19 protein-coding genes and 1 pseudogene are annotated in these 19,931 nt (G+C 66.8%); 12 read left to right on the top strand and 8 right to left on the bottom strand.

Features of this window, described 5'->3' with window-relative positions; genetic code table 11:
• Window positions 1-83 precede the first annotated feature (83 nt).
• Window positions 84-1,451 carry an outer membrane protein transport protein gene (locus tag VA603_RS01105; RefSeq protein ID WP_323437688.1) on the top strand — a complete coding sequence of 456 codons (1,368 nt, stop codon included), beginning with the start codon at window positions 84-86 and terminating at the stop codon, window positions 1,449-1,451.
• A 224-nt stretch (window positions 1,452-1,675) separates the two neighbouring features.
• On the opposite strand, the gene putA is transcribed toward VA603_RS01105, so the two are convergent.
• Complete coding sequence (putA, locus tag VA603_RS01110; protein WP_132865957.1) at window positions 1,676-4,885, bottom strand: bifunctional proline dehydrogenase/L-glutamate gamma-semialdehyde dehydrogenase PutA; 3,210 nt, start codon at window positions 4,883-4,885, stop codon at window positions 1,676-1,678.
• A gap of 294 nt (window positions 4,886-5,179) precedes the next feature.
• On the opposite strand from putA, the gene VA603_RS01115 reads away from it, so the two are divergent.
• The 6 genes from VA603_RS01115 to VA603_RS01140 all read left to right on the top strand — a co-directional run bounded on the left by VA603_RS01115 (window position 5,180) and on the right by VA603_RS01140 (window position 9,908).
• Window positions 5,180-5,668, top strand: a complete 489-nt coding sequence (locus tag VA603_RS01115; RefSeq protein ID WP_323437689.1) for a DUF2244 domain-containing protein — start codon at window positions 5,180-5,182, stop codon at window positions 5,666-5,668.
• 2 nt (window positions 5,669-5,670) lie between these two features.
• Window positions 5,671-6,600, top strand: a complete 930-nt coding sequence (gene coxB, locus VA603_RS01120) for a cytochrome c oxidase subunit II (protein ID WP_132865955.1) — start codon at window positions 5,671-5,673, stop codon at window positions 6,598-6,600.
• 67 nt (window positions 6,601-6,667) lie between these two features.
• Window positions 6,668-8,278 carry a cytochrome c oxidase subunit I gene (gene ctaD, locus VA603_RS01125; protein WP_132865954.1) on the top strand — a complete coding sequence of 537 codons (1,611 nt, stop codon included), beginning with the start codon at window positions 6,668-6,670 and terminating at the stop codon, window positions 8,276-8,278.
• Window positions 8,279-8,288: 10 nt separating this feature from the next.
• On the top strand, window positions 8,289-8,420 hold the full coding sequence (locus VA603_RS01130; RefSeq protein ID WP_263863716.1) for a hypothetical protein: 132 nt from the start codon (window positions 8,289-8,291) through the stop codon (window positions 8,418-8,420).
• Complete coding sequence (locus tag VA603_RS01135; RefSeq protein ID WP_132865953.1) at window positions 8,417-9,010, top strand: cytochrome c oxidase assembly protein; 594 nt, start codon at window positions 8,417-8,419, stop codon at window positions 9,008-9,010. Before VA603_RS01130 ends, VA603_RS01135 begins: the two co-directional genes overlap by 4 nt.
• Window positions 9,011-9,032: 22 nt before the next feature.
• Window positions 9,033-9,908 (top strand): cytochrome c oxidase subunit 3, encoded by an 876-nt coding sequence (locus VA603_RS01140; protein WP_132865952.1) that lies wholly within the window; start codon window positions 9,033-9,035, stop codon window positions 9,906-9,908.
• A 67-nt stretch (window positions 9,909-9,975) separates the two neighbouring features.
• Here VA603_RS01140 and VA603_RS01145 read toward each other — a convergent pair whose 3' ends face one another.
• Window positions 9,976-10,194 carry a twin transmembrane helix small protein gene (locus VA603_RS01145; RefSeq protein ID WP_132865951.1) on the bottom strand — a complete coding sequence of 73 codons (219 nt, stop codon included), beginning with the start codon at window positions 10,192-10,194 and terminating at the stop codon, window positions 9,976-9,978.
• Window positions 10,195-10,251: 57 nt separating this feature from the next.
• On the opposite strand from VA603_RS01145, the gene VA603_RS01150 reads away from it, so the two are divergent.
• The 4 genes from VA603_RS01150 to cyoE all read left to right on the top strand — a co-directional run bounded on the left by VA603_RS01150 (window position 10,252) and on the right by cyoE (window position 13,833).
• Window positions 10,252-10,971: an SURF1 family protein gene (locus VA603_RS01150; protein WP_323437690.1), complete on the top strand. Its 720-nt coding sequence runs from the start codon at window positions 10,252-10,254 to the stop codon at window positions 10,969-10,971.
• A 214-nt stretch (window positions 10,972-11,185) separates the two neighbouring features.
• Window positions 11,186-11,761: a hypothetical protein gene (locus VA603_RS01155; protein WP_132866241.1), complete on the top strand. Its 576-nt coding sequence runs from the start codon at window positions 11,186-11,188 to the stop codon at window positions 11,759-11,761.
• A gap of 10 nt (window positions 11,762-11,771) precedes the next feature.
• Window positions 11,772-12,935 (top strand): COX15/CtaA family protein, encoded by a 1,164-nt coding sequence (locus VA603_RS01160; RefSeq protein ID WP_323437691.1) that lies wholly within the window; start codon window positions 11,772-11,774, stop codon window positions 12,933-12,935.
• A gap of 4 nt (window positions 12,936-12,939) precedes the next feature.
• Window positions 12,940-13,833, top strand: coding sequence for a heme o synthase (gene cyoE / locus VA603_RS01165; protein ID WP_323437692.1), 894 nt, complete (start codon window positions 12,940-12,942; stop codon window positions 13,831-13,833).
• Between the two features lie 191 nt (window positions 13,834-14,024).
• Here the strand turns inward: cyoE and VA603_RS01170 are convergent, their stop codons facing one another.
• The 6 genes from VA603_RS01170 to rpsU all read right to left on the bottom strand — a co-directional run bounded on the left by VA603_RS01170 (window position 14,025) and on the right by rpsU (window position 19,462).
• Complete coding sequence (locus VA603_RS01170; protein WP_323437693.1) at window positions 14,025-15,002, bottom strand: bile acid:sodium symporter family protein; 978 nt, start codon at window positions 15,000-15,002, stop codon at window positions 14,025-14,027.
• A 40-nt stretch (window positions 15,003-15,042) separates the two neighbouring features.
• The gene (locus tag VA603_RS01175; RefSeq protein WP_323437694.1) at window positions 15,043-15,534 is read right to left on the bottom strand and encodes a protein tyrosine phosphatase family protein; all 492 of its coding nucleotides are present in this window, start codon (window positions 15,532-15,534) and stop codon (window positions 15,043-15,045) included.
• 22 nt (window positions 15,535-15,556) lie between these two features.
• Window positions 15,557-17,293 (bottom strand): DNA primase, encoded by a 1,737-nt coding sequence (gene dnaG / locus VA603_RS01180; RefSeq protein WP_323437695.1) that lies wholly within the window; start codon window positions 17,291-17,293, stop codon window positions 15,557-15,559.
• Between the two features lie 290 nt (window positions 17,294-17,583).
• Window positions 17,584-18,468, bottom strand: coding sequence for a YihY/virulence factor BrkB family protein (locus VA603_RS01185; protein ID WP_425603637.1), 885 nt, complete (start codon window positions 18,466-18,468; stop codon window positions 17,584-17,586).
• A 195-nt stretch (window positions 18,469-18,663) separates the two neighbouring features.
• The gene (locus tag VA603_RS01190; RefSeq protein ID WP_132865943.1) at window positions 18,664-19,110 is read right to left on the bottom strand and encodes a GatB/YqeY domain-containing protein; all 447 of its coding nucleotides are present in this window, start codon (window positions 19,108-19,110) and stop codon (window positions 18,664-18,666) included.
• A 136-nt stretch (window positions 19,111-19,246) separates the two neighbouring features.
• Entirely contained in the window at window positions 19,247-19,462 is a 216-nt protein-coding gene (rpsU, locus tag VA603_RS01195) for a 30S ribosomal protein S21 (RefSeq protein ID WP_002808376.1), read from the bottom strand.
• A gap of 122 nt (window positions 19,463-19,584) precedes the next feature.
• Here rpsU and VA603_RS01200 point away from each other — a divergent pair.
• Window positions 19,585-19,931: pseudogene (locus tag VA603_RS01200) on the top strand (tRNA (adenosine(37)-N6)-threonylcarbamoyltransferase complex transferase subunit TsaD); the annotation flags it as partial.

Genomic DNA, 19,931 nt, shown 5'->3' on the forward strand with positions numbered 1-19,931 from the left:
CCGGCGCGCTCCCAGGCCGTCCTCGCGGACTGGAAGTGCAGGCGCAAAAACGACCACCACCGTTTACGGAGAGACATTCGAACATGACCGCTTCCACGTTTGCCCGCGTCACCGCACTGGCTGTCGGCATCGCCGGCGCCCTGGCTTTCGGCCACGCCCATGCTGCCGCCTTCCAGCTGAAGGAAAACAGCGCCAAGGGCCTGGGCCGCGCTTTCGCAGGTTCGACCAGCGCCTGGGGCGATGCCTCCGTCGTGGCGACCAACCCGGCCTCGATGCGTCTGCTGGACGGCCGCCAGTTCCAGGCCGACGTGAGCGCCATCAGCTTCTCGGCTGACTTCAAGAGCGAAGGCGGCCGTTACGTCGGCCCGACCGGCCCGGGCACCGGTACCCCGATCAGCGGCGGCAATGGCGGCGATGCCGGCATGATCGCGCCGGTTCCGGCCGCTTACCTGCACATCCCGTTCGGCGAGAACGACAACATGCACTTCGGTGTGTCGCTGACCGTGCCGTTCGGCTTCACCACCGAATACGACAAGGATTGGGTGGGCCGTTACCACGGTGTCAAGACCGACCTGAAGGCCATCGACCTGGGCGCTGCGTTCTCCTACGACGTGAACCCGTACGTGTCCTTCGGCGCCGGTGTGTTCGTCGAGCACCTGACCATCGAGCTGACCAGCGCGATCGACTTCGGTACCGCGCTGTATGCCAGCCCGGGTGGCGCACAGCTGGGCTTCCGTCCGGGTAATGCCGACGGTTCCTACAAGGTGGAAGGCGACAACAATGCCTTCGGCTGGACCGTCGGCGGCACCTTCAGCCCGACCGAAGACACCAACATCGCGCTGAGCTACCGCTCCAAGGTCGAGCACAAGATCACCGGCGGCAAGGCCACCTTCAACGTGCCGCCGACCGCCGCTGCCGTGCTGGCACAGGCACGTCCGGGCCAGTACGTGAACACCTCGGGCAAGGCCACCCTGGAGCTGCCGGCGTCGGCAACCCTGAGCGTGACCCACCGCATCAATGACCGCTGGACCGTGATGGGCGACGTGACCCGCACCGCCTGGTCGCCGTCGTTCGACACCGTGACCATCGACTTCGCCTCGAACCAGCCGGACCAGGCGCTGCCGTTCAAGTACAACGACACGACCTTCACCTCGATCGGTACCGAGTACAAGCTGTCCGACACCCTCACCCTGCGTGGCGGCGTTGCCTACGACCAGAGCCCGACCAGCAACGAGCACCGTGACGTGCGCGTGCCGGACGTGACCCGCAAGTGGCTGTCGGTCGGCCTGGGCTGGACCCCGTCCGAGCGTACCGAGTTCAACTTCGGTTACACCCACCTGTTCACCGACGAGCCGTCGATCAACCTGGTCTCGGCCACCGGCAGCACGCTGAAGGGCAAGTACGATGTGGGTGGCGACGTGCTCGCCGCTTCGATCAACTACAAGTTCTGATCGAGCCCCGCAGTGATGCAGCAGAAGGCCCCGCGCAAGCGGGGCTTTTTGTTTGGGAGAGGCAAAGGCACCCCTCCCTGGCCCTCCCTTCGCTTCGCGAAAGGGAGGGGGAAGAGCAACCGCAACCGCAACAGCGGTGGTCCGGCCACCGTCGTTTCATGTGGGTGTGGCCAAACAAAAACCCCGCTTTCGCGGGGTTCTTGTTTGTTCCTGCGGCAGTGCGATCAGTCGCCCAGGGTCAGCAGCGAGGCGTTGCCGCCGGCGGCGGTGGTGTTCACCGTCACCGTCTTCTCGGTGGCGAAGCGCAGCAGGTAGTGCGGGCCGCCGGCCTTGGGGCCGGTGCCGGACAGGCCCTGGCCGCCGAACGGCTGCACGCCGACCACCGCGCCGATCTGGTTGCGGTTGACGTACACGTTGCCGACGTTGACGCGCGCGGCGATGCGGTCAACCGTCTCGTCGATGCGCGAATGCACGCCCAGGGTCAGGCCGTAGCCGGTGGCGTTGATCTGGTCGATCACCGCGTCCAGCTGATCGGCCTTCCAGCGGATCACATGCAGCACCGGCCCGAAGATTTCCTTGTGCAGCTGGCCCAGGTCCTTCAGCTCGTAGGCGCGCGGGGCGAAGAAGGTGCCGTTGGCGGCTTCGCCGGACAGCGGTGCGGTGGCGATCAGGCGGGCTTCGGCGTCCATGCGTGCGGCATGGTCGGTGAGGATCTGCAGCGCGTCGGCGTCGATGACCGGGCCGACGTCGGTGGACAGCTCGCCCGGGTTGCCGATCTTCAGTTCGGCCATCGCGCCGGCCAGCATGCCCATCACCTTGTCGGCGATGTCGTCCTGCACGAACAGCACGCGCGCGGCCGAGCAACGCTGGCCGGCCGAGGTGAAGGCCGAGGCGATCGCGTCCTTGACCAGCTGTTCCGGCAGCGCCGAGGAGTCGGCGATGAAGGCGTTCTGGCCGCCGGTCTCGGCGATCAGCACGCCGATGGCGGCATCGCGTGCGGCCATCGCGCGGTTGATGGCGCGGGCGGTCTCGGTGGAGCCGGTGAAGGCCACGCCGGCCACGCGCGGGTCGGCGGTGAGCGCGGCACCGACGGTGGCGCCGTCGCCCGGCAGGAACTGCAGCACGCCTTCCGGCACGCCGGCGTCGAGCAGCAGCTTCACCGCGTAGTAGCCGACCAGGTTGGTCTGCTCGGCCGGCTTGGCGATGACGCTGTTGCCGGCGGCCAGCGCGGCGCTGACCTGGCCCAGGAAGATCGCCAGCGGGAAGTTCCACGGGCTGATGCAGACGAACACGCCGCGGCCATGCAGCTGCAGTTCGTTGGATTCACCGGTCGGGCTGGGCAGCTTCTCGGCGCTGCCGAACTGCTCGCGTGCCTGCTTGGCGTAGTAGCGTAGGAAGTCCACCGCCTCGCGCACTTCGGCGACGCTGTCGGGCAGGCTCTTGCCGGCTTCCTTCACGCACAGCGCCATGAACTCGGCGATGCGGGCTTCCAGCTGGTCGGCGGCGTGTTCGAGGATGGCGGCGCGGCTGGCGGCCGGGGTGCGGTTCCAGGCCGGTTGCGCGGCCACCGCGTTGGCCAGTGCCTGCTGCACGGTGGCGCTGTCGGCGGCCTGCCACTGGCCGACCACTTCACGGCTGTCGGCCGGGTTGGTCACCGGCAGCGTGGCGCCGGTGCTGGTGGCGCCCGGCACCAGCGGTGCTGCTTGCCACGGCTTGATGGCGGCGTGCAGCTGCTGGGCGAGGGCACGCAGGTCGTTGTCGTTGGCGAGGTTGATGCCCATGGAATTGTTCCTGTCGTGGTTCTGGCTGCGCAGCAGGTCGATGGGCAGCGGGATCTTGGGATGCGGGATGGACGCGAACGAGGACACCGCCTCGACCGGATCGCGGATCAGGTCGTCGATGGACACGTCCTCGTCGGTGATGCGGTTGACGAAGCTGGAGTTGGCGCCGTTCTCGAGCAGGCGGCGCACCAGGTACGGCAGCAGGTCCTCGTGCGAGCCGACCGGTGCGTAGACGCGGCAGGGTACGTTGAGGCGGTCGGCCGGGATCACCTCGGCATACAGGTCATCGCCCATGCCGTGCAGCTTCTGGTGCTCGTAGGTGCGGCCCTGCGCGATCTGCTTGACCGCGGCGATGGTGGCCGCGTTGTGGGTGGCGAACATCGGGTACAGCGTGTCGCTGTGGCCGAACAGGCGCTTGGCGCAGGCGATGTAGGACACGTCGGTGTTCTGCTTGCGGGTGAACACCGGGTAGCCGGCCAGGCCTTCGATCTGGGCGCGCTTGATCTCCGCGTCCCAGTAGGCGCCCTTGACCAGCCGCACCTGCAGCTTGTGGCCGATGCGACGGGCCAGGTCGGCCAGGTAGTCGATCGTGTACGGGGTGCGCTTCTGGTAGGCCTGCACGACGATGCCGAAGCCTTCCCAGCCCTTGAGCGAGGGATCGCTGACCACGCGCTCGATGATGTCCAGCGACAGCTCCAGGCGGTCGGTTTCCTCGGCGTCGACGGTGCAGCCGATGCCGTAGGACTTGGCCAGCTGGGCCAGCTCCAGCACGCCAGGGACCAGGTCCTTGAGCACGCGCTCGCGCTTGGCATGCTCATAGCGCGGGTACAGCGCCGAAAGCTTGATCGAGATGCCGTGCGAGGCGGTGACGTCGCCGTCGGCTTTGCCGCCGCGGGCGATGTTGTCGCCACCGATGGCGTGGATGGCGCGGCGGTAGTCCTCCAGGTAGCGCAGCGCGTCCTTCATGGTCAGCGCACCTTCGCCGAGCATGTCGAAGGAGTAGCGGTAGTTGCTGTTGTCGCCCTTGTGCGAGCGCGACAGCGCTTCGTCGATGGTGCGGCCCATGACGAACTGGTGGCCCATGATCTTCATGGCCTGGCGCACGGCCAGACGGATCACCGGCTCGCCGACCCGGCCGATCAACCTTTTGAATGCACCATGCACGTCGCGCTTGGTGGCATCGGCCAGGTCGACCAGATGGCCGGTCAGCATCAGGCCCCAGGTGGAGGCATTGACCAGCACCGAGTCGGACTGGCCCATGTGCTTCTTCCAGTCCGCTTCGCCGAGCTTGTCGCGGATCAGCTTGTCGGCGGTTTCCTGGTCGGGGATGCGCAGCAGCGCTTCGGCCACGCACATCAGCAGCACGCCTTCCTCGCTGCCCAGATCGTACTGGCGCATGAAGGCCTCGATCGCGCCCTGGTTCTTGGCACGTGCGCGCACGCGGCGCACCAGGTCGGCGGCGGTGGCCTGCACCTGCGCCTGCTCGGCGGCGGGCAGGCGCGCCTGCGCCAGCAGTTCACGGACGTGGGTGGTTTCGTCCTTCAGCCAACCATCGGTGATGGCCTGTCGCAGTGCGGCAGGTACCGGTGGCAGCTCGGGCGAAAGCAGGGCTTCCGCGGAGGGAGCGACAGCAGTGGAAGGTGTTGCGTTCATGCCTGGGACCAGGGTTGTCGGATTCGGCCATTTTAATCCTTGCCGGCGGTTTTCCCAGTCCCCCCTGGCGTCCTTTCACCCGGCCGAAAGCCTTGTGTGGCAGGCGTTTCGGTAAAGCGAGAGGTGCATTTTCAATTTGTGCTGAAACCGTCAAATTATCCGCCGATGTTTGGCGGGCTGGCGGCGATTCGAGTGTGCGCTGCAACAATCCGACATCGATGAATGGAAGCTTGCCGGTGTGAATTTGCAGGGCTACCATCGGGTCGTTTTCCGCGGTACGGACGCGGTTGCGACATGATCCAGATGCTTCGGTCGGTTTCCGATGGCTCACATGCGCAGCTGGTGCTGCATCCCCCACGGGCGCTCACGGCCCGGCAGTTCGTCCTGTTGTTCGCCGCGTTGGCTGGACTGATGGTGTTCACCGCAGGCCTGGGTTGGCTGGCCGGGAACGTCTTCGCTCCGGTCTTCGCGTTGGTGCATTGCTTGCTGGTGGGTTGGGCGTTGCGTGCGGCTTGGCGCAGCGGCGACCGCCGGGAAGAGATCCGGGTAGGACCGGACTGCGTGGAGGTGATCCCCGCGGCCGGGAGTTCACCGGTGTTCCGGGCACACCCGTATTGGGTGCGGCTGGTCACCGGAGAGGGACGGGTCCTGCTGGTTTCCAGTGGAAAGCGGGTGGAAGTGGGGAGTTTCCTCGCACCTGCCGAACGCCAGGAACTTGCGGCGGCACTTGAAGGCTTGCTCGCAGCCAGCAATGGCTGCAAACCGACGACGTCAAGGGTCTAGGCATGAAGCAAAGCAGCGGGTGGGGCGGGAAGTTGAAGTACGGATGCATGCTGGCAGCCATGGCGCTGTCGGCACCTGTGGCGTGGGCGCAGTCCGCCGACCCCAAGGAGTGGCAGCTCAACATGGGCAAGGGCGTGACCCATACCGCGCGCATGGCGTGGGAAGCGCACATGGTGGCGCTGTGGGTCTGCGTGGTGATCGGCGTGCTGGTGTTCGGCGCGCTGTTCTACGCGGTGTTCAAGTTCCGCAAGTCCAAGGGAGCGGTGGCCGCGCAGTTCAGCCACAACACCAAGGCCGAGATCATCTGGACCGTCATTCCCATCGTGATCCTGGTGGTGATGGCCTGGCCGGCCACGGCAAAGCTGATCGCCATGTACGACACCCGCGATTCGGAGATGACGGTGAAGATCACCGGCTATCAATGGATGTGGAAGTACGAATACCTGGGCGAGGATGTCGCCTTCACCAGCCGCCTGGACCGCAAGTCCGACGCGCTGCGGCAGAGCGGGGCGGTGCCGACCCTGGCCACCGATCCGCATTACCTGCTGGACGTGGACAACGCGCTGGTGCTGCCGGTCGATACCAAGGTCCGCTTCGTCATCACCTCCGATGACGTGATCCACGCCTGGTGGGTGCCGGCGCTGGGCTGGAAGCAGGACGCGGTGCCGGGCTTCATCAACGAGCGCTGGACCAACATCGAGGAAGTCGGCGTCTACCGCGGCCAGTGCGCAGAGCTGTGCGGCAAGGACCATGGCTTCATGCCGATCGTGGTCAAGGCCGTGTCCAAGGAAGACTTCAAGACCTGGCTGGCCTCGCGCAAACCCGCACCCGCGGCGGAGGCGGCACCGGCCGCTGCACCCGCGGCGCCGGCCTCCGAGCAAGCACCGCAACCGGAAGCCGCGCCGGCGACGCCGGCCGCGACCGGCGCCTGATCCCACTGCGTGCCGGCCGGCAGGCCGGCGCGATGCCTGGAAACTGGATTAACGAGGTGTAGTTGCAATGGCGAACTCCGCAGTGGATCACTCCGAGCACCACGGTCACCACCAAAGCTTCTTCGAACGCTGGTTCTTCTCCACCAACCACAAGGACATCGGCACGCTGTACCTGCTCTTCAGCTTCACGATGTTCATCATCGGTGCGGCGATGAGCGTGGTGATCCGGCTGGAGCTGGCGCAACCCGGCCTGCAGTACGTCAAGCCGGAATTCTTCAACCAGATGACCACCGTGCATGCGCTGGTGATGATCTTCGGTGGCGTGATGCCGGCCTTCGTCGGCCTGGCCAACTGGATGATCCCGCTGCAGATCGGCGCGCCGGACATGGCGCTGCCGCGCATGAACAACTGGTCGTTCTGGCTGCTGCCGGTGGCCTTCACCCTGCTGCTGATGACGCTGTTCCTGCCCGGTGGCGCCCCTGCTGGTGGCTGGACGCTGTACCCGCCGCTGTCGCTGCAGGGCGGCTACAACGTGGCCTTCAGCGTGTTCGCCATCCACGTGGCCGGCATCAGTTCGATCATGGGCGCGATCAACATCATCGCCACCGTGTTGAACATGCGCGCGCCGGGCATCGACCTGCTGAAGATGCCGATCTTCTGCTGGACCTGGCTGATCACCGCGTTCCTGCTGATCGCGGTGATGCCGGTACTGGCCGGTGCGGTGACCATGCTGCTGACCGACAAGTTCTTCGGTACCAGCTTCTTCAACGCCGCCGGTGGCGGTGACCCGGTGATGTACCAGCACATCTTCTGGTTCTTCGGTCACCCGGAGGTCTACATCATGATCCTGCCGGCGTTCGGCGTGGTCAGCGAGATCCTTCCCACCTTCAGCCGCAAGCCGCTGTTCGGTTACCAGGCCATGGTGTACGCGACGGCGGCCATCGCCTTCCTGTCGTTCATCGTGTGGGCGCACCACATGTTCACGGTGGGCATGCCGCTGGGCGGCGAGATCTACTTCATGTTCGCCACGATGCTGATCTCGATCCCGACCGGCGTGAAGGTGTTCAACTGGGTCAGCACGATGTGGGAGGGCTCGCTGACGTTCGAGACGCCGATGCTGTTCTCCATCGCCTTCGTCATCCTGTTCACCATCGGCGGTTTCTCCGGCCTGATGCTGGCCATCGTGCCGGCCGACTTCCAGTACCACGATACCTACTTCGTGGTGGCGCACTTCCATTACGTGCTGGTCACCGGTGCGGTGCTGGCGCTGATCGCGGCGGTGTACTACTGGTGGCCGAAGTGGACCGGTCGCATGTACAACGAGTTCTGGGGCAAGTTCCATTTCTGGTGGACGATGGTGTTCGTCAACCTGCTGTTCTTCCCGCAGCACTTCCTGGGCCTGGCCGGCATGCCGCGCCGCATCCCCGACTACAACCCGGTGTTCGCCGACTGGAACCTGGTCAGCTCGATCGGTGCGTTCGGCATGTTCGTCACCCCGTTCCTGATGGCCGGCATCCTGTTGTCCTCGCTGCGCAGCGGCAAGCGTGCCGAAGCGCGTGCCTGGGAAAGCGCCAGGGGCCTGGAATGGACCGTGCCGTCGCCGGCACCGGCGCACACCTTCACCGTCCCGCCGGTGATCAAGCCGGGCGACCTGGCCCACGACGACGTGACGCATTGAGGAGCAGGGCATGAACAGCCAGTGGCAACCCGATGAACTGGCCCAGCGCCGTCGGCGTGCACGCCGCACCGCGCTGGTGGTGGGCGTGATCGCGGTGGCGGTGTACGTCGGCTTCATCCTGTCCGGGGTGCTGGCGCAGTGACCACGCCTGCGCCCAAGCCCGCCCGCAATGCCGGCATGGTCCGGCTGATCGGCGTTGCGCTGGGCGTGTTCGTGCTGACCTTCTCGCTGGTGCCGCTGTACCGCATCGCCTGCGAGAAAGTGTTCGGCGTCCGGCTGGAACGCGGCGCCAGCCAGGCGGCGGCCACGCATGACGGTGCCGGCAAGGCCCGGCGCACGGTGCGGGTGGAGTTCGATGGTGGCGTGAACTCCAAGCTGCCGTGGGCGTTCCATCCGGAAAAGCTGACGATGGACGTGGTGCCGGGTGAGTTGAACGAGGCCCTGTACTACGCCCGCAACGAAAGCGAACGGCCGCTGGTCGGCAGCGCGGTGCCGTCGGTGGCGCCGGCGCGAGCCTCCGGCTTCTTCAACAAGACCGAGTGCTTCTGCTTCACCGCGCAGACCCTGCAGGCCGGGGAGCAGCGCGAGATGCCGGTGCGCTTCATCGTCGACCCGGACCTGCCGGACGACGTGAGCACCATCACCCTGTCGTACACGTTCTACAAGAATGATGCGCTGACCGAGCAGCTGGCCCCGGCTTCGACCGCGGCCGCCGCCCATGCAGCTCCCTGATCACGGACCCGGAAGCAACGCCATGGCCCACAACACGCCTGATGCCAACGTCTACTTCGTGCCGAGCCAGAGCAAATGGCCCTTCGTCGGCTCGATCGCCATGCTGGTGCTGATGGTGGGGGTGGCCAGCTGGCTCAACGACGCCAGCTGGGGGCGCTGGACCTTCTTCGTCGGGCTGGCGATGCTGGTGTTCACCCTGTTCCTCTGGTTCGGCGACGTCATCCGCGAATCGGTGGCCGGCAACTACAACCGGCAGGTCGACGGCTCGTTCCGGATGGGGATGATCTGGTTCATCTTCTCCGAGGTGATGTTCTTCGGCGCGTTCTTCGGCGCGTTGTTCTACACGCGCAACATGGGCCTGCCGTGGCTCGGTGGCGAAGGCCATGGCGTGGCGACCAACGACCTGCTGTGGAGCGGCTACTCGGCGGCCTGGCCGACCAACGGCCCGGCCGATATCGGCGGCGCGTTCCAGACCATCCCGGCGTGGGGCCTGCCGCTGATCAACACATTGATCCTGTTGACCTCCGGCGTGACCCTGACCATCGCCCACCATGCGCTCAAGGCAGGCAACCGCAAGCAGCTGCTGACCTGGCTGGGCCTGACCATCGTGCTCGGCTGCGTGTTCCTGACGTTGCAGGCCGAGGAATACATCCATGCCTACAAGGAGCTGAACCTGACGCTGGGTTCGGGCATCTACGGCTCCACGTTCTTCATGCTGACCGGCTTCCACGGTGCCCACGTGGCGCTGGGCACGATCATGCTGATCGTGATGTGGTTGCGCGCGGCCAAGGGGCATTTCACCCGCGACAACCATTTCGGCTTCGAAGCGGCGGCGTGGTACTGGCACTTCGTCGACGTGGTGTGGCTGATGCTGTTCCTGTTCGTCTACGTGCTCTGATCGACGCGGACGCTTGGCACGCGGGGAGGTGAAGCGCTGATGGGCTTCACTCCCGTTCTGCTGCGACTCAGCCGCCGACGCCGTGCGGCTTGATCCAGCCGGTGTAGATGCCCAGCCCGACCAGCAGGATCAGCACCACCGACAGGACGATGCGCCGCGTGAGCGCGTTGACCGTGCGTTTGGTCTGGCCACGATCGATCATCAGGTAGTAGAGGCCGGCTCCCAGATTCCAGACGATGACGATCAGAAACGCGATTACCAGCAAGGTCTTCAACGAATCGTTCATGCGCGGCCCGATGGGTGAATTGGCAACGCTATATCACCCGCTCCGGGGCCGCTTGTCATGACGCGACAGCACACAAGCGCGTTCGGCTGGTCGTTGGCGCTGTTGGTGGCGACGGTGTTCTGCGGCCTGGGCGTCTGGCAGCTGCATCGCATGCACGAGAAGCAGGCCCTGCTGGACCAGGTGCCACCCGGGCGCGAGAAGGCGATGACCGTGCAGCAGGCCATGCAGGCGCCGCGGGTGCTGCACTGGGTGCGCGACCGGCTGCAGTTCCTGCCCGGCAGCATCCTGCTGGACAACCAGCTGCGCCACGGCCGGGCCGGGGTGAAGGTCTACCAGCCGGCGCGTGCCGACGGCGGGCAGGTGGTGCTGGTGGACCTGGGCTGGCTGCCGTTGCCGGCGGACCGGCAGATGCCGGCGATCACGCCGCAGCCGGGCGTACAGACGCTGGAAGGCCTGTGGGCGCCGCCCCCTTCGGCGGGGCTGGCGCTGGGCCCGGCACTGGCGGCGGCCGACCAGCCGCGGACCTGGCTGGCCACGCGCATCGAATTGCCGGCCATTTCCCGCGCGCTGGGAGTGGCGGATGCGCCCATGGCCCCGCAGGTGCTGCGGCTGGATCCTTCGTTGCCGCTGGGATACGAGCGCGACCTGGAGTTGCTGCCCAACACGCTGCCGCCGTCACGCCACCTCGGCTACGCGGTGCAATGGTTCGCGATGGCCTTGGCGGTGCTGGTGATCGCCGTGGTGCTGCAATGGCGGCGCGGGCGGGCCAGGCGGTGACGGGTCGATGCCGCGGCGCGGGCAGGAGCCGTTTCTCCCGGGTCCGGCCAATTCTCCGGCAGCGCCACGGGCGTTCATCGGCCTGTCTGCCCATGGCATGCAGGGCGTTGCTCGTCATTCCTTTCTTCCCGGCGTTGGCGCCGGGCGGGGAATGGCCCCGGTTGCCCACCGACAGACGTTCGAGTTCACTGGTCCACATGGGAAACTGCCACGCATGAATGCCCTCACGCCCGAACAGCTTGCCGTCCGCAACAAGGGCCGCCGCGTGCTGCTGCTGATCTTCGCGATGTTCTTCGGTTCGATGGCGCTGGCCGGCATCCTGCGCTTCTCCGGCTGGACCCCGCAGATCAACCGCAACCATGGGCAGCTGTACGAGCCGCCGATCGATCTGCGCCAGGAACCGCTGCGGCTGGCCGACGGCCAGCCCTATGCCTGGAATCCGGCCGAACGTACCTGGCGCATCGTGCTGGCGCCGCCGGCCGATTGCGCACCGGCCTGCGTCACTTTGTCGCAGCAATTGGACAAGGTCTGGCAGCTGTTCGGGCATAACGCGGATAATGTCGAGATATTGTGGCTGGGCTCGCCGCCGGCAGCGGTGGCGGTCACGCCGGCACTGAAGGTGCTGCAGGCCCAGCCCGCGTTCCGGGCGAAGCTGCCGGGTGTCGATGACCCGGCTGGAACCCCGGTGTATGTGATTGATCCCAATGGCTTTGTGGTGTTGCGCTATGCGCCCGGCTTCGAACCCGGTGGATTGCGGGCCGACCTTTCCAGGCTGTTGAAACTGAAGTGAGTCCCGTTCGATGAATGCCCACGCGCGTCCGGCGCTGTACCGCAATTTCCACCGCCTGGCGTGGTTCGCACTGATCATGACCGCCAGCACGATCATGTTCGGTTCGTTCGTGCGGCTGTCCGATGCCGGGCTGAGCTGCCCGGACTGGCCGACCTGCTACGGCCGCGTGACCTGGCCGCAGACCCAGATGGAAGCCGCCCAGCACGTGGCCAGCGAGATCCGCCCGCTGGAGAGCCACAAGGCCTGGCGCGAGCAGGTGCATCGCTTCCTGGCCGGCCTGCTCGGCGTCGAGGTGCTGACCCTGGCGCTGCTGGCGGCACGCCGGCGCCGGCATGGCATCGCCCAGATCGTCACCGCCTCGGTGCTGGTGGCGCTGGCCATTCCCCTGTACATGCGCGGCGAGCACGTGGCTTCGAGCGTGCTGGCCATCGGCGGCGAGGCGATCCTGCTGCTGGCGGCGCTGCGCTGGTCCAACATCGACCTGGCACGGGCGGCGGTGCTGACCCTGGCGGTGGTGGTGTTCCAAGCCCTGCTGGGCATGTGGACGGTGACCTGGCTGCTCAAGCCGATCGTGGTGATGGGCCATCTGCTCGGTGGCATGGCCATGTTCGGCCTGCTGGTGTGGATGGCCTGGCGGGCCACGCACCTGCCGATCACCTTGGCCGAGGCGCCGCGCCTGCGCTGGTGGCTGCGTGCCGGCCTGGCCCTGCTGGTGCTGCAGATCGCGCTCGGTGGCTGGGTCAGCGCCAACTACGCGGCGCTGGCCTGCGGTGGCGGCAGCGTGTCGCTGGACAACTTCCCGCGCTGCGTCAGCCAGTGGTGGCCGCAGCAGAACTACGGCGAAGGCTTCACCCTGTGGCGCGGCATCGGCGTGGATTACGAAGGTGGCGTGCTCGACGGCGCCTCGCGCATCGCGATCCAGATGGCGCACCGGATGATGGCCATTGTGGTGTCGCTGTACCTGCTGGTGCTGTCGGTCCGCATGTTCCGCCTGCCCGGCATGCGCGGCTGGTCGACCGCGTTGGGCCTGCTGGTGCTGCTGCAGATCAGCCTGGGCGTGCTCAACGTCAAGCTGGCTCTGCCGCTGGCGGTGGCGGTGATGCACAGCGGCGGGGCAGTGGCGCTGTTGTTCGTGCTGGTGTCGTTGCTCGCACGCCTGCGTGCCCCGGAGTGATGGCATGAGCGCGACCTGGCAAGACTATTGGGACCTGACCAAGCCCAAGGTGGTGGCACTGATCGTGTTCACCGCCCTGGTGGGCATGTGCCTGGCCATCCCGACCCTGCCGACCACCGCGCAGGTGATGTCCGGTGCGGTGGGTTTCATCGGCATCTGGTTGTCGGCGGCCGCCGCGGCGGCGATCAACCAGCTGCTGGACGCGCGCATCGACGCGCAGATGGCACGCACCTCGTGGCGGCCACTGGTGGTGGGCAAGGTCACGCCGCGCCAGGTGCTGGTGTTCGCCGGCGCGCTGACCGCGCTGTCGATGACCCTGCTGGTGCTGTGGGTGAACGTGATCACCGCGGTGCTCACGTTTGCCTCGCTGATCGGCTATGCGGTGATCTACACCGTGTACCTGAAGCGGGCGACGTCGCAGAACATCGTCATCGGCGGCCTGGCCGGCGCCACTCCGCCGCTGCTGGGCTGGGCGGCGGTGACCGGCATGCAGGGCAGCTCCGATTGGGCCTATGCCTCGCTGCTGGTGCTGATCATCTTCGTGTGGACGCCACCGCACTTCTGGGCGCTGGCGATCTTCCGCCGCGCCGACTACGCCAAGGCCGACGTGCCGATGCTGCCGGTGACCCACGGCGTGCCGCATACGCGCCGGCAGATCCTGATCTACACCGTGGTGCTGGTGGTGGTGACGCTGCTGCCGGTGGCGATCGGCATGAGCGGGATGTTCTACCTGGGCGGTGCCAGCGTGTTGAACATCGTGTTCCTGTGGTACGCATGGAAGATGCAGGACCCCCCGGACGAAATGTTCAACATGAAGACGTTCTGGTATTCCATCGTCTACCTGATGGCGCTGTTCGCCTTCCTGTTGGTGGACCACTGGTTGCTGCCCTGGCTGTAACGCCGGGCGGGGCGCAAACGGGAACGGCAGGCACGGTGACGTGCCTGCCGTTCTTCTTTGGGCGGCAGGAGCGGCCTTGGCCGCGAAACCCGCGATGCGTCGCCGCATGCGGTAGCCGTCTGCCTGGTACTGCGTGATGGCCTGCGTTGCGTGGGGCCGCGGGTTCCACTGCTTCGCGGCCGAGGCCGCTGCTAGAGCTTCCTGTTCTTCTCGGCGTAGCGTTGGGCGACCATCGAGCAGACGACCAGCTGGATCTGGTGGTAGATCATGATCGGCAACACGATCGCACCGAGGCTGCCGCCGGCGAACAGCACCTTGGCGATCGGTACGCCGGTGGCCAGGCTCTTCTTGGAGCCGCAGAACACGATGGGGATCTCGTCCTCGCGGCTGAAGCCCAGCCTGCGCGCGAGCCAGGTGATGCCGGGCATGGCGATGGCCAGCAACACCACGGCGATCACCGCGGTGGTCAGCAGCGAGACCAGCGGCGTCTTGGTCCACAGGCCTTCGTTGACCGACTCACCGAAGGCGGCATACACCACCAGCAGCACCGTGCCCTGGTCGGTGTAGCGCAGCAGCGGGCGCTGTCGTTCCACCCAGCCGCCGATCACCGGGCGCAGCAGGTGGCCGGCGACGAAGGGCACCAGCAGTTGCAGCATGATCGCGCCGACCGCATGCAGCGGGTTGGCCATGCCGCCCTGCGTGCCGGCCAGCAGGGTCATCAGCAACGGGGTCAGGAACACCCCGAGGATGCTCGACAGCGACGCGGCGCAGACCGCGGCCGGCACGTTGCCACCGGCCATCGAGGTGAAGGCGATCGACGATTGCACGGTGGAGGGCAGGGTGCACAGGAACAGCACGCCCAGGTACAGCTCCGGTGTCAGCAGCGCGCCGGACAGCGGCTTGAAGGCCAGCCCCAGCAGCGGGAACAGCACGAACGTGCAGGCCAGGATCACCAGGTGCAGGCGCCAGTGGAGCATGCCGGCGATGATCGACTCGCGCGACAGCCGCGCGCCGTGCAGGAAGAACAGCGCGGCGATGGCGATGTCGGTGAAGTGGTCGAAGCCACGGGCCAACGCGCCGCTCATCGGCAACACGGTGGCCAGCGCGATGGTGGCGAGCAGCGCGAGGGTGAAGTTGTCAGGCCGCAGGCGCGACCACCAGCGTTTCATCAGGTAGGGGTTCCTCGATCAGGTGCGGGTGAAGGCATGCTCAGGGGACAGTGGCCTCGATGGCGCTGCGCGCGCTGGCTTCCAGCGAGGTCATCCCGGCCGCGCGGCCGAGCTGCAATGCGTCGTCGGTGGGGGCACCTTCGAGCCGGGCATTGAGCAGGGCCAGCAGTGCACCGGCACGGTTGCCCGACGCGCAGTGCAGCAGGGTGGTGCCGTCGTCCTGCGTGAGCAGGCGCTGCAGGGTGCGCGCGTTGGCCGTGGTGAGGTCGGCGGCGCCGGCAATGGGCAGGCGGACATAGCGCAGGCCGAGCTGCTCGGCCTGCGCGCCTTCGTCGTAGCCGCGGTCTTCCTCGGGCCGACGCAGGTCGATGACGGTGGTGACGCCGGAGCGGGCGGCATCGCGCAGCTGTTGCGCGCTGGGTTGGCCGGCGGTGAGCAACTGCGGGCGGGGCTGGCGCAGCGGAGCGTCGGTGGCCATCGCATTGGCCGATGCAAGCACGGCCAGCAGCAGGAGCGAACGGAAACCAGTCATCGAACAACCTCCGGTGGATGGGTCAGCGCAGCGTGGCCCGGGTCTTGAGCAACTCGCGCAGCTCGTACTTGTCGGCTTCATCCAGGCCCTGCTGGCGCTGCTTGGCCTGCAGTTCGTCCAGGCGTTGCTGCAGCAGCTGTTTTTCGAGCTGGTTGATGGCGTCCTGCAGTTCCTGGCCCCAGCTGGCCTCATCACCGGGCAGGGCGATGGCGGCGAGCTTGTGCAGCGCGGCCTGTTCCTCGCGCTCGTTGAAATGCTCCAGCAGCGCGCCGGTGCTGATGTCCGGGCGTTGCTCGACCAGCTGCAGCAGTTCCAGCAGCAGCTCGATGCCGGGCAGGCGCAGGCCGCCGATGGCGTGGTGGCCATGCAGGTTCATGGCCAGTGATGGCTGCTGCAGCAGGATGGCGATGGCCGCGCGTACCAGGCTGCGCTTCTGCACCGGCATCACGTTGCCGCGTGCGGCCGGCCGCGCTGCGGCGCTGGCGGGCACGGAGTTGTTGGCGCCGATGCCGGTCAGGCGCGCCAGCTCCTGCTTCATCAGGTCGCCGAAGGCACCGTCGGGGATCTGCGCCAGCATCGGCCGCGCGCGTTCGGCCAGGCGGGCCTTGCCGTCCAGCGTGCCGAGGTTGATCTCGCGGCTGAGCTCGTCGAAGAAGAACTGCGACAGCGGCGTGCCCTGCTTCAGGCGTGCGTCGAAGGCTTCGGCGCCTTCCTTGCGCACGATGGTGTCCGGGTCCTCGCCATCGGGCAGGAACAGGAAGAACGCCTGGCGGCCGTCCTTCATGCGCGGCAGCACCGATTCCAGCGCCTTCCAGCCGGCCTTGCGGCCGGCGTTGTCGCCGTCGAAGCAGAAGTACACGTCCGGCGCATTGCGGAACAGCAGCTCGGCGTGGTCCGGCGTGGTCGCCGTGCCTAGCGTCGCCACCGCCTGGGTGACGCCGAACTGGAATAGGCTGACCACGTCCATGTAGCCCTCGACCACGATCAGGCGCTCGATCTTCTGGTTGGCCTGGCGCACCTGCCACAGCCCGTACAGTTCGCGGCCCTTGTGGAACAGCGCGGTTTCCGGCGAGTTGAGGTACTTGGGGCCGTCGTCCTTCTGCATGACGCGGCCGCCGAAGGCGATCACCCGGCCGCGGCGGTCGAAGATCGGGAACATCACCCGGTCGCGGAACTTGTCGTAGACGTGGCCGCGGTCGTTCTTGGAGAACAGGCCCACGCGGTCGAGCAGCTTCATGCGCCGCTCGTCCTTGCCCAGTGCATCCTTCAGCGCGCTGTAGCCGTCCGGCGCGTAGCCGATGGAAAAGCGCGCGCGGGTGTCGGCATCGACGCCACGGCTGTCCAGGTAGGCACGCGCCTTGTCGTTGCCTTCCAGCTGCTTCTGGAAGAAGCGGCTGGCCGCATCCAGCGCGGAGTACTGGTCGCGGCTGTCGTCCTGTTGCTGCTGGCTGCGCGGGTTGTTCTCGCGCGGCACTTCCATGCCGACGCGCTTGGCCAGCTCGTCGACCGCGTCGAGGAACTCGAGGCGGTCGTAGTTCATCAGGAAGCTGATCGCGGTGCCGTGCGCGCCGCAGCCGAAGCAGTGGTAGAACTGCTTGGTCGGCGAGACGTAGAAGCTGGGCGAGCGCTCGTCGTGGAACGGGCAGCGCGCTTCGTATTCCTTGCCCTTGCGCTTGAGCGGGACGCGCGTGTTGATCACCTCGACGATGTCGGTGCGGGCAAGCAGGTCGTCGATGAACGCGTCGGGAAGTCGGGCCATGCGGCAATGAACAGCGCCGCCGGAGGGCGGGGCACACAACAGGGATGGAGGAGAAGTGTACTCGCCTGCGCCGGGAGCGTGCCCCTGCCCAGTGCTTCCCTTGGCGCTGCCAAAGGAAGGGGGGGGCGTACATGGCGTACCGACGGATCACCGTGAGCCGCCCCCTCCCTTGCGCCAAAGGCGCAGGGGAGGGTTGGGGAGGGGGTGCTCTGGTGGCGGGCAAGCGGATGGGGCGCGGACTTCAGCTGTTACCGTTGGCGAGGCCGAAGGACAGAGCAACGGCCGCTGCTTCAGTCCGTCTCTGCAGGCGTATCTGGCAGCGCGCGCCGTGCCCGTGCCCGCTCATCGATCACCGCGGTGATCAGTGCACCGCCGAAGAACACCACGCTGGCGTAGTAGATCCACACCAGCATGATCACCAGCGTCCCCATCGAGCCATAGGCACTGCCCGGGGCGGCATTGGCGATGTACAGGCCGATGCCGTAGCGGCCCAGGGTGAAAAGAATGGCGGTGATGGCTCCGCCGATGAAGGCCTGGCGCCATTCCACCGGCCGGTCGGGCAGGTAGTGGTAGAGGAAGGCAAAGCCCAGCGCATACATCACCAGCGTGGTGATGTAGCCCACGGCGGGCAGGGCCGAGGGCAGGTGCGAGAACACCACCTGCAACGCGGTGGTGGCCACCATCGAGACGATCAGCAGGAAGCCCAGCGCCAGCACCACGCCGGCCGAGAACACGCGCTTCTTCAGCCAGCCCAGCACGCCCTCGAAGCGGCGGATGTCGGTGCGGAAGATCAGGTTCAGCGCCCCCTGCAGCTGGGCGAATACCACGGTCGCGCCGATGAACAGCAGGGCCACGCTCCACAGCCCGGCCAGCGAGCCCAGGTCGGGGCGCGAGGTGGCGTTGTTGATCACCGTCTGCGCGACCTCGGCCACGCTGCGGCCGGCGAGGGAGGCGATCTGGTCGACCAGCGCCTGCTGCGCGGGCGGGTACAACGAAGCGGTCAGCCACAGCAGCAGCACCAGCAGCGGTGCCAGCGAGAGCAGGGTATAGAAGGCCAGTGACGCGGCCTGGGTCATCACGTCGGCTTCGGCGAAGCGGCGCACCAGGGCGCCTGGCAGGCTCTGCTGCAATTGATCCAGGCGCTGCTTCAGCTTGTCGGAGGACAGGTAGGGCATTGCGGTCGCACGGCACGGCAGGCCATGCACGTTAAGCGATGTGATGAAAAAAGAGGGTGAAACACGAGTGGCCGCGGGAGCACCTTCCGGCGTGAAGCCGGTGGTGCGTCGGGTGCGGGATGCACGCGGTCGGTCGGCTTCGCGGCCGAGGCCGCTCGGATGGACAAGGCCCGCGTTGCCGCGGGCCTTGGGCGATCAGCCGGCCAGGGCCTGCTTGACCAGCTTGGACACCAGGCCCATGTCGGCCTGTCCGGCCAGCTTGGGCTTGAGCACGCCCATCAGCTTGCCCATGTCGGCGGCGCTGGCCGCGCCGGTTTCGGCGATGGCCGCCGCGATGGCGGCACTGATGGCGGCTTCGTCCATCTTGGCCGGGAGGTAGCGCTCGATCACCACGATCTCCTCGCGTTCGATCGAGGCCAGGTCTTCACGGTTGGCCGCTTCGTACTGGGTCACCGAGTCCTTGCGCTGCTTGACCATCTTGTCCAGCACGGCGATCACGGCGGTATCGTCCAGTTCGATGCGCTCGTCCACTTCGCGCTGCTTGATGGCCGCGTTGATCAGGCGGATCACGCCCAGCGAGTGCTTGTCGCCGCCCTTCATGGCGGCCTTCATGTCATCGGTCAGCTGTTGCTTCAGGCTCATGGATCACCTCTTTCGGGATCGGAATACGGTTTGGAAACACGGGGACCGGGAACGCAAAAAGCCGGCTACGCTTGCGCGTGCCGGCTCTTACCCCAGTACGGAAGGCCGAAGCCTCCCGTTCAGGAGTCGCGTCCGATCAGTACAGGCGCTGACGCTTGGTCACGTCACGCGAGGAACGACGCAGCTGGCGCTTGACGGCAGCAGCGGCCTTGCGCTTGCGTTCCTGGGTCGGCTTTTCGTAGAACTCGCGCTTGCGGGTCTCGGCCAGCACGCCGGCCTTTTCGCAAGTGCGCTTGAAGCGGCGAAGAGCAAACTCGAAGGGCTCGTTCTCGCGGACTTTGACGCTGGGCATGGAATCTCCGGGACACAATGAAACCGGGTCACGCCCGGTGAGCCGCGCATTATAGTCGCTTTGAGCGGGTGCGCAAGTCCCCCGGGGTTTGCCCCGAGGCTGGGGAGGTTCACAATACGCCCATGAAAGTCCTCGGCATTGAATCATCCTGCGATGAGACGGGCGTTGCCGTCTACGACACCGACCTGTCCGGCGCCGCCGCGCTGCGCGCCCACGCGGTCTACAGCCAGATCGCGCTGCACGCCGAATATGGTGGTGTGGTGCCGGAGCTGGCCAGCCGCGACCACGTGCGCAAGACCCTGCCGTTGATCCGGCAGACGCTGGACGAGGCCGGCATCGCCATCTCCGATATCGACGGGGTGGCCTATACCGCCGGCCCGGGTCTGGTCGGGGCATTGCTGGTCGGCGCCGGGGTGGCACGGTCGCTGGCCTGGGGCCTGGATGTACCGGCCATTGCCGTGCATCACAT

Origin of the sequence: Stenotrophomonas capsici (assembly GCF_034961085.1) — a bacterium.
GTDB lineage: Bacteria > Pseudomonadota > Gammaproteobacteria > Xanthomonadales > Xanthomonadaceae > Stenotrophomonas > Stenotrophomonas capsici.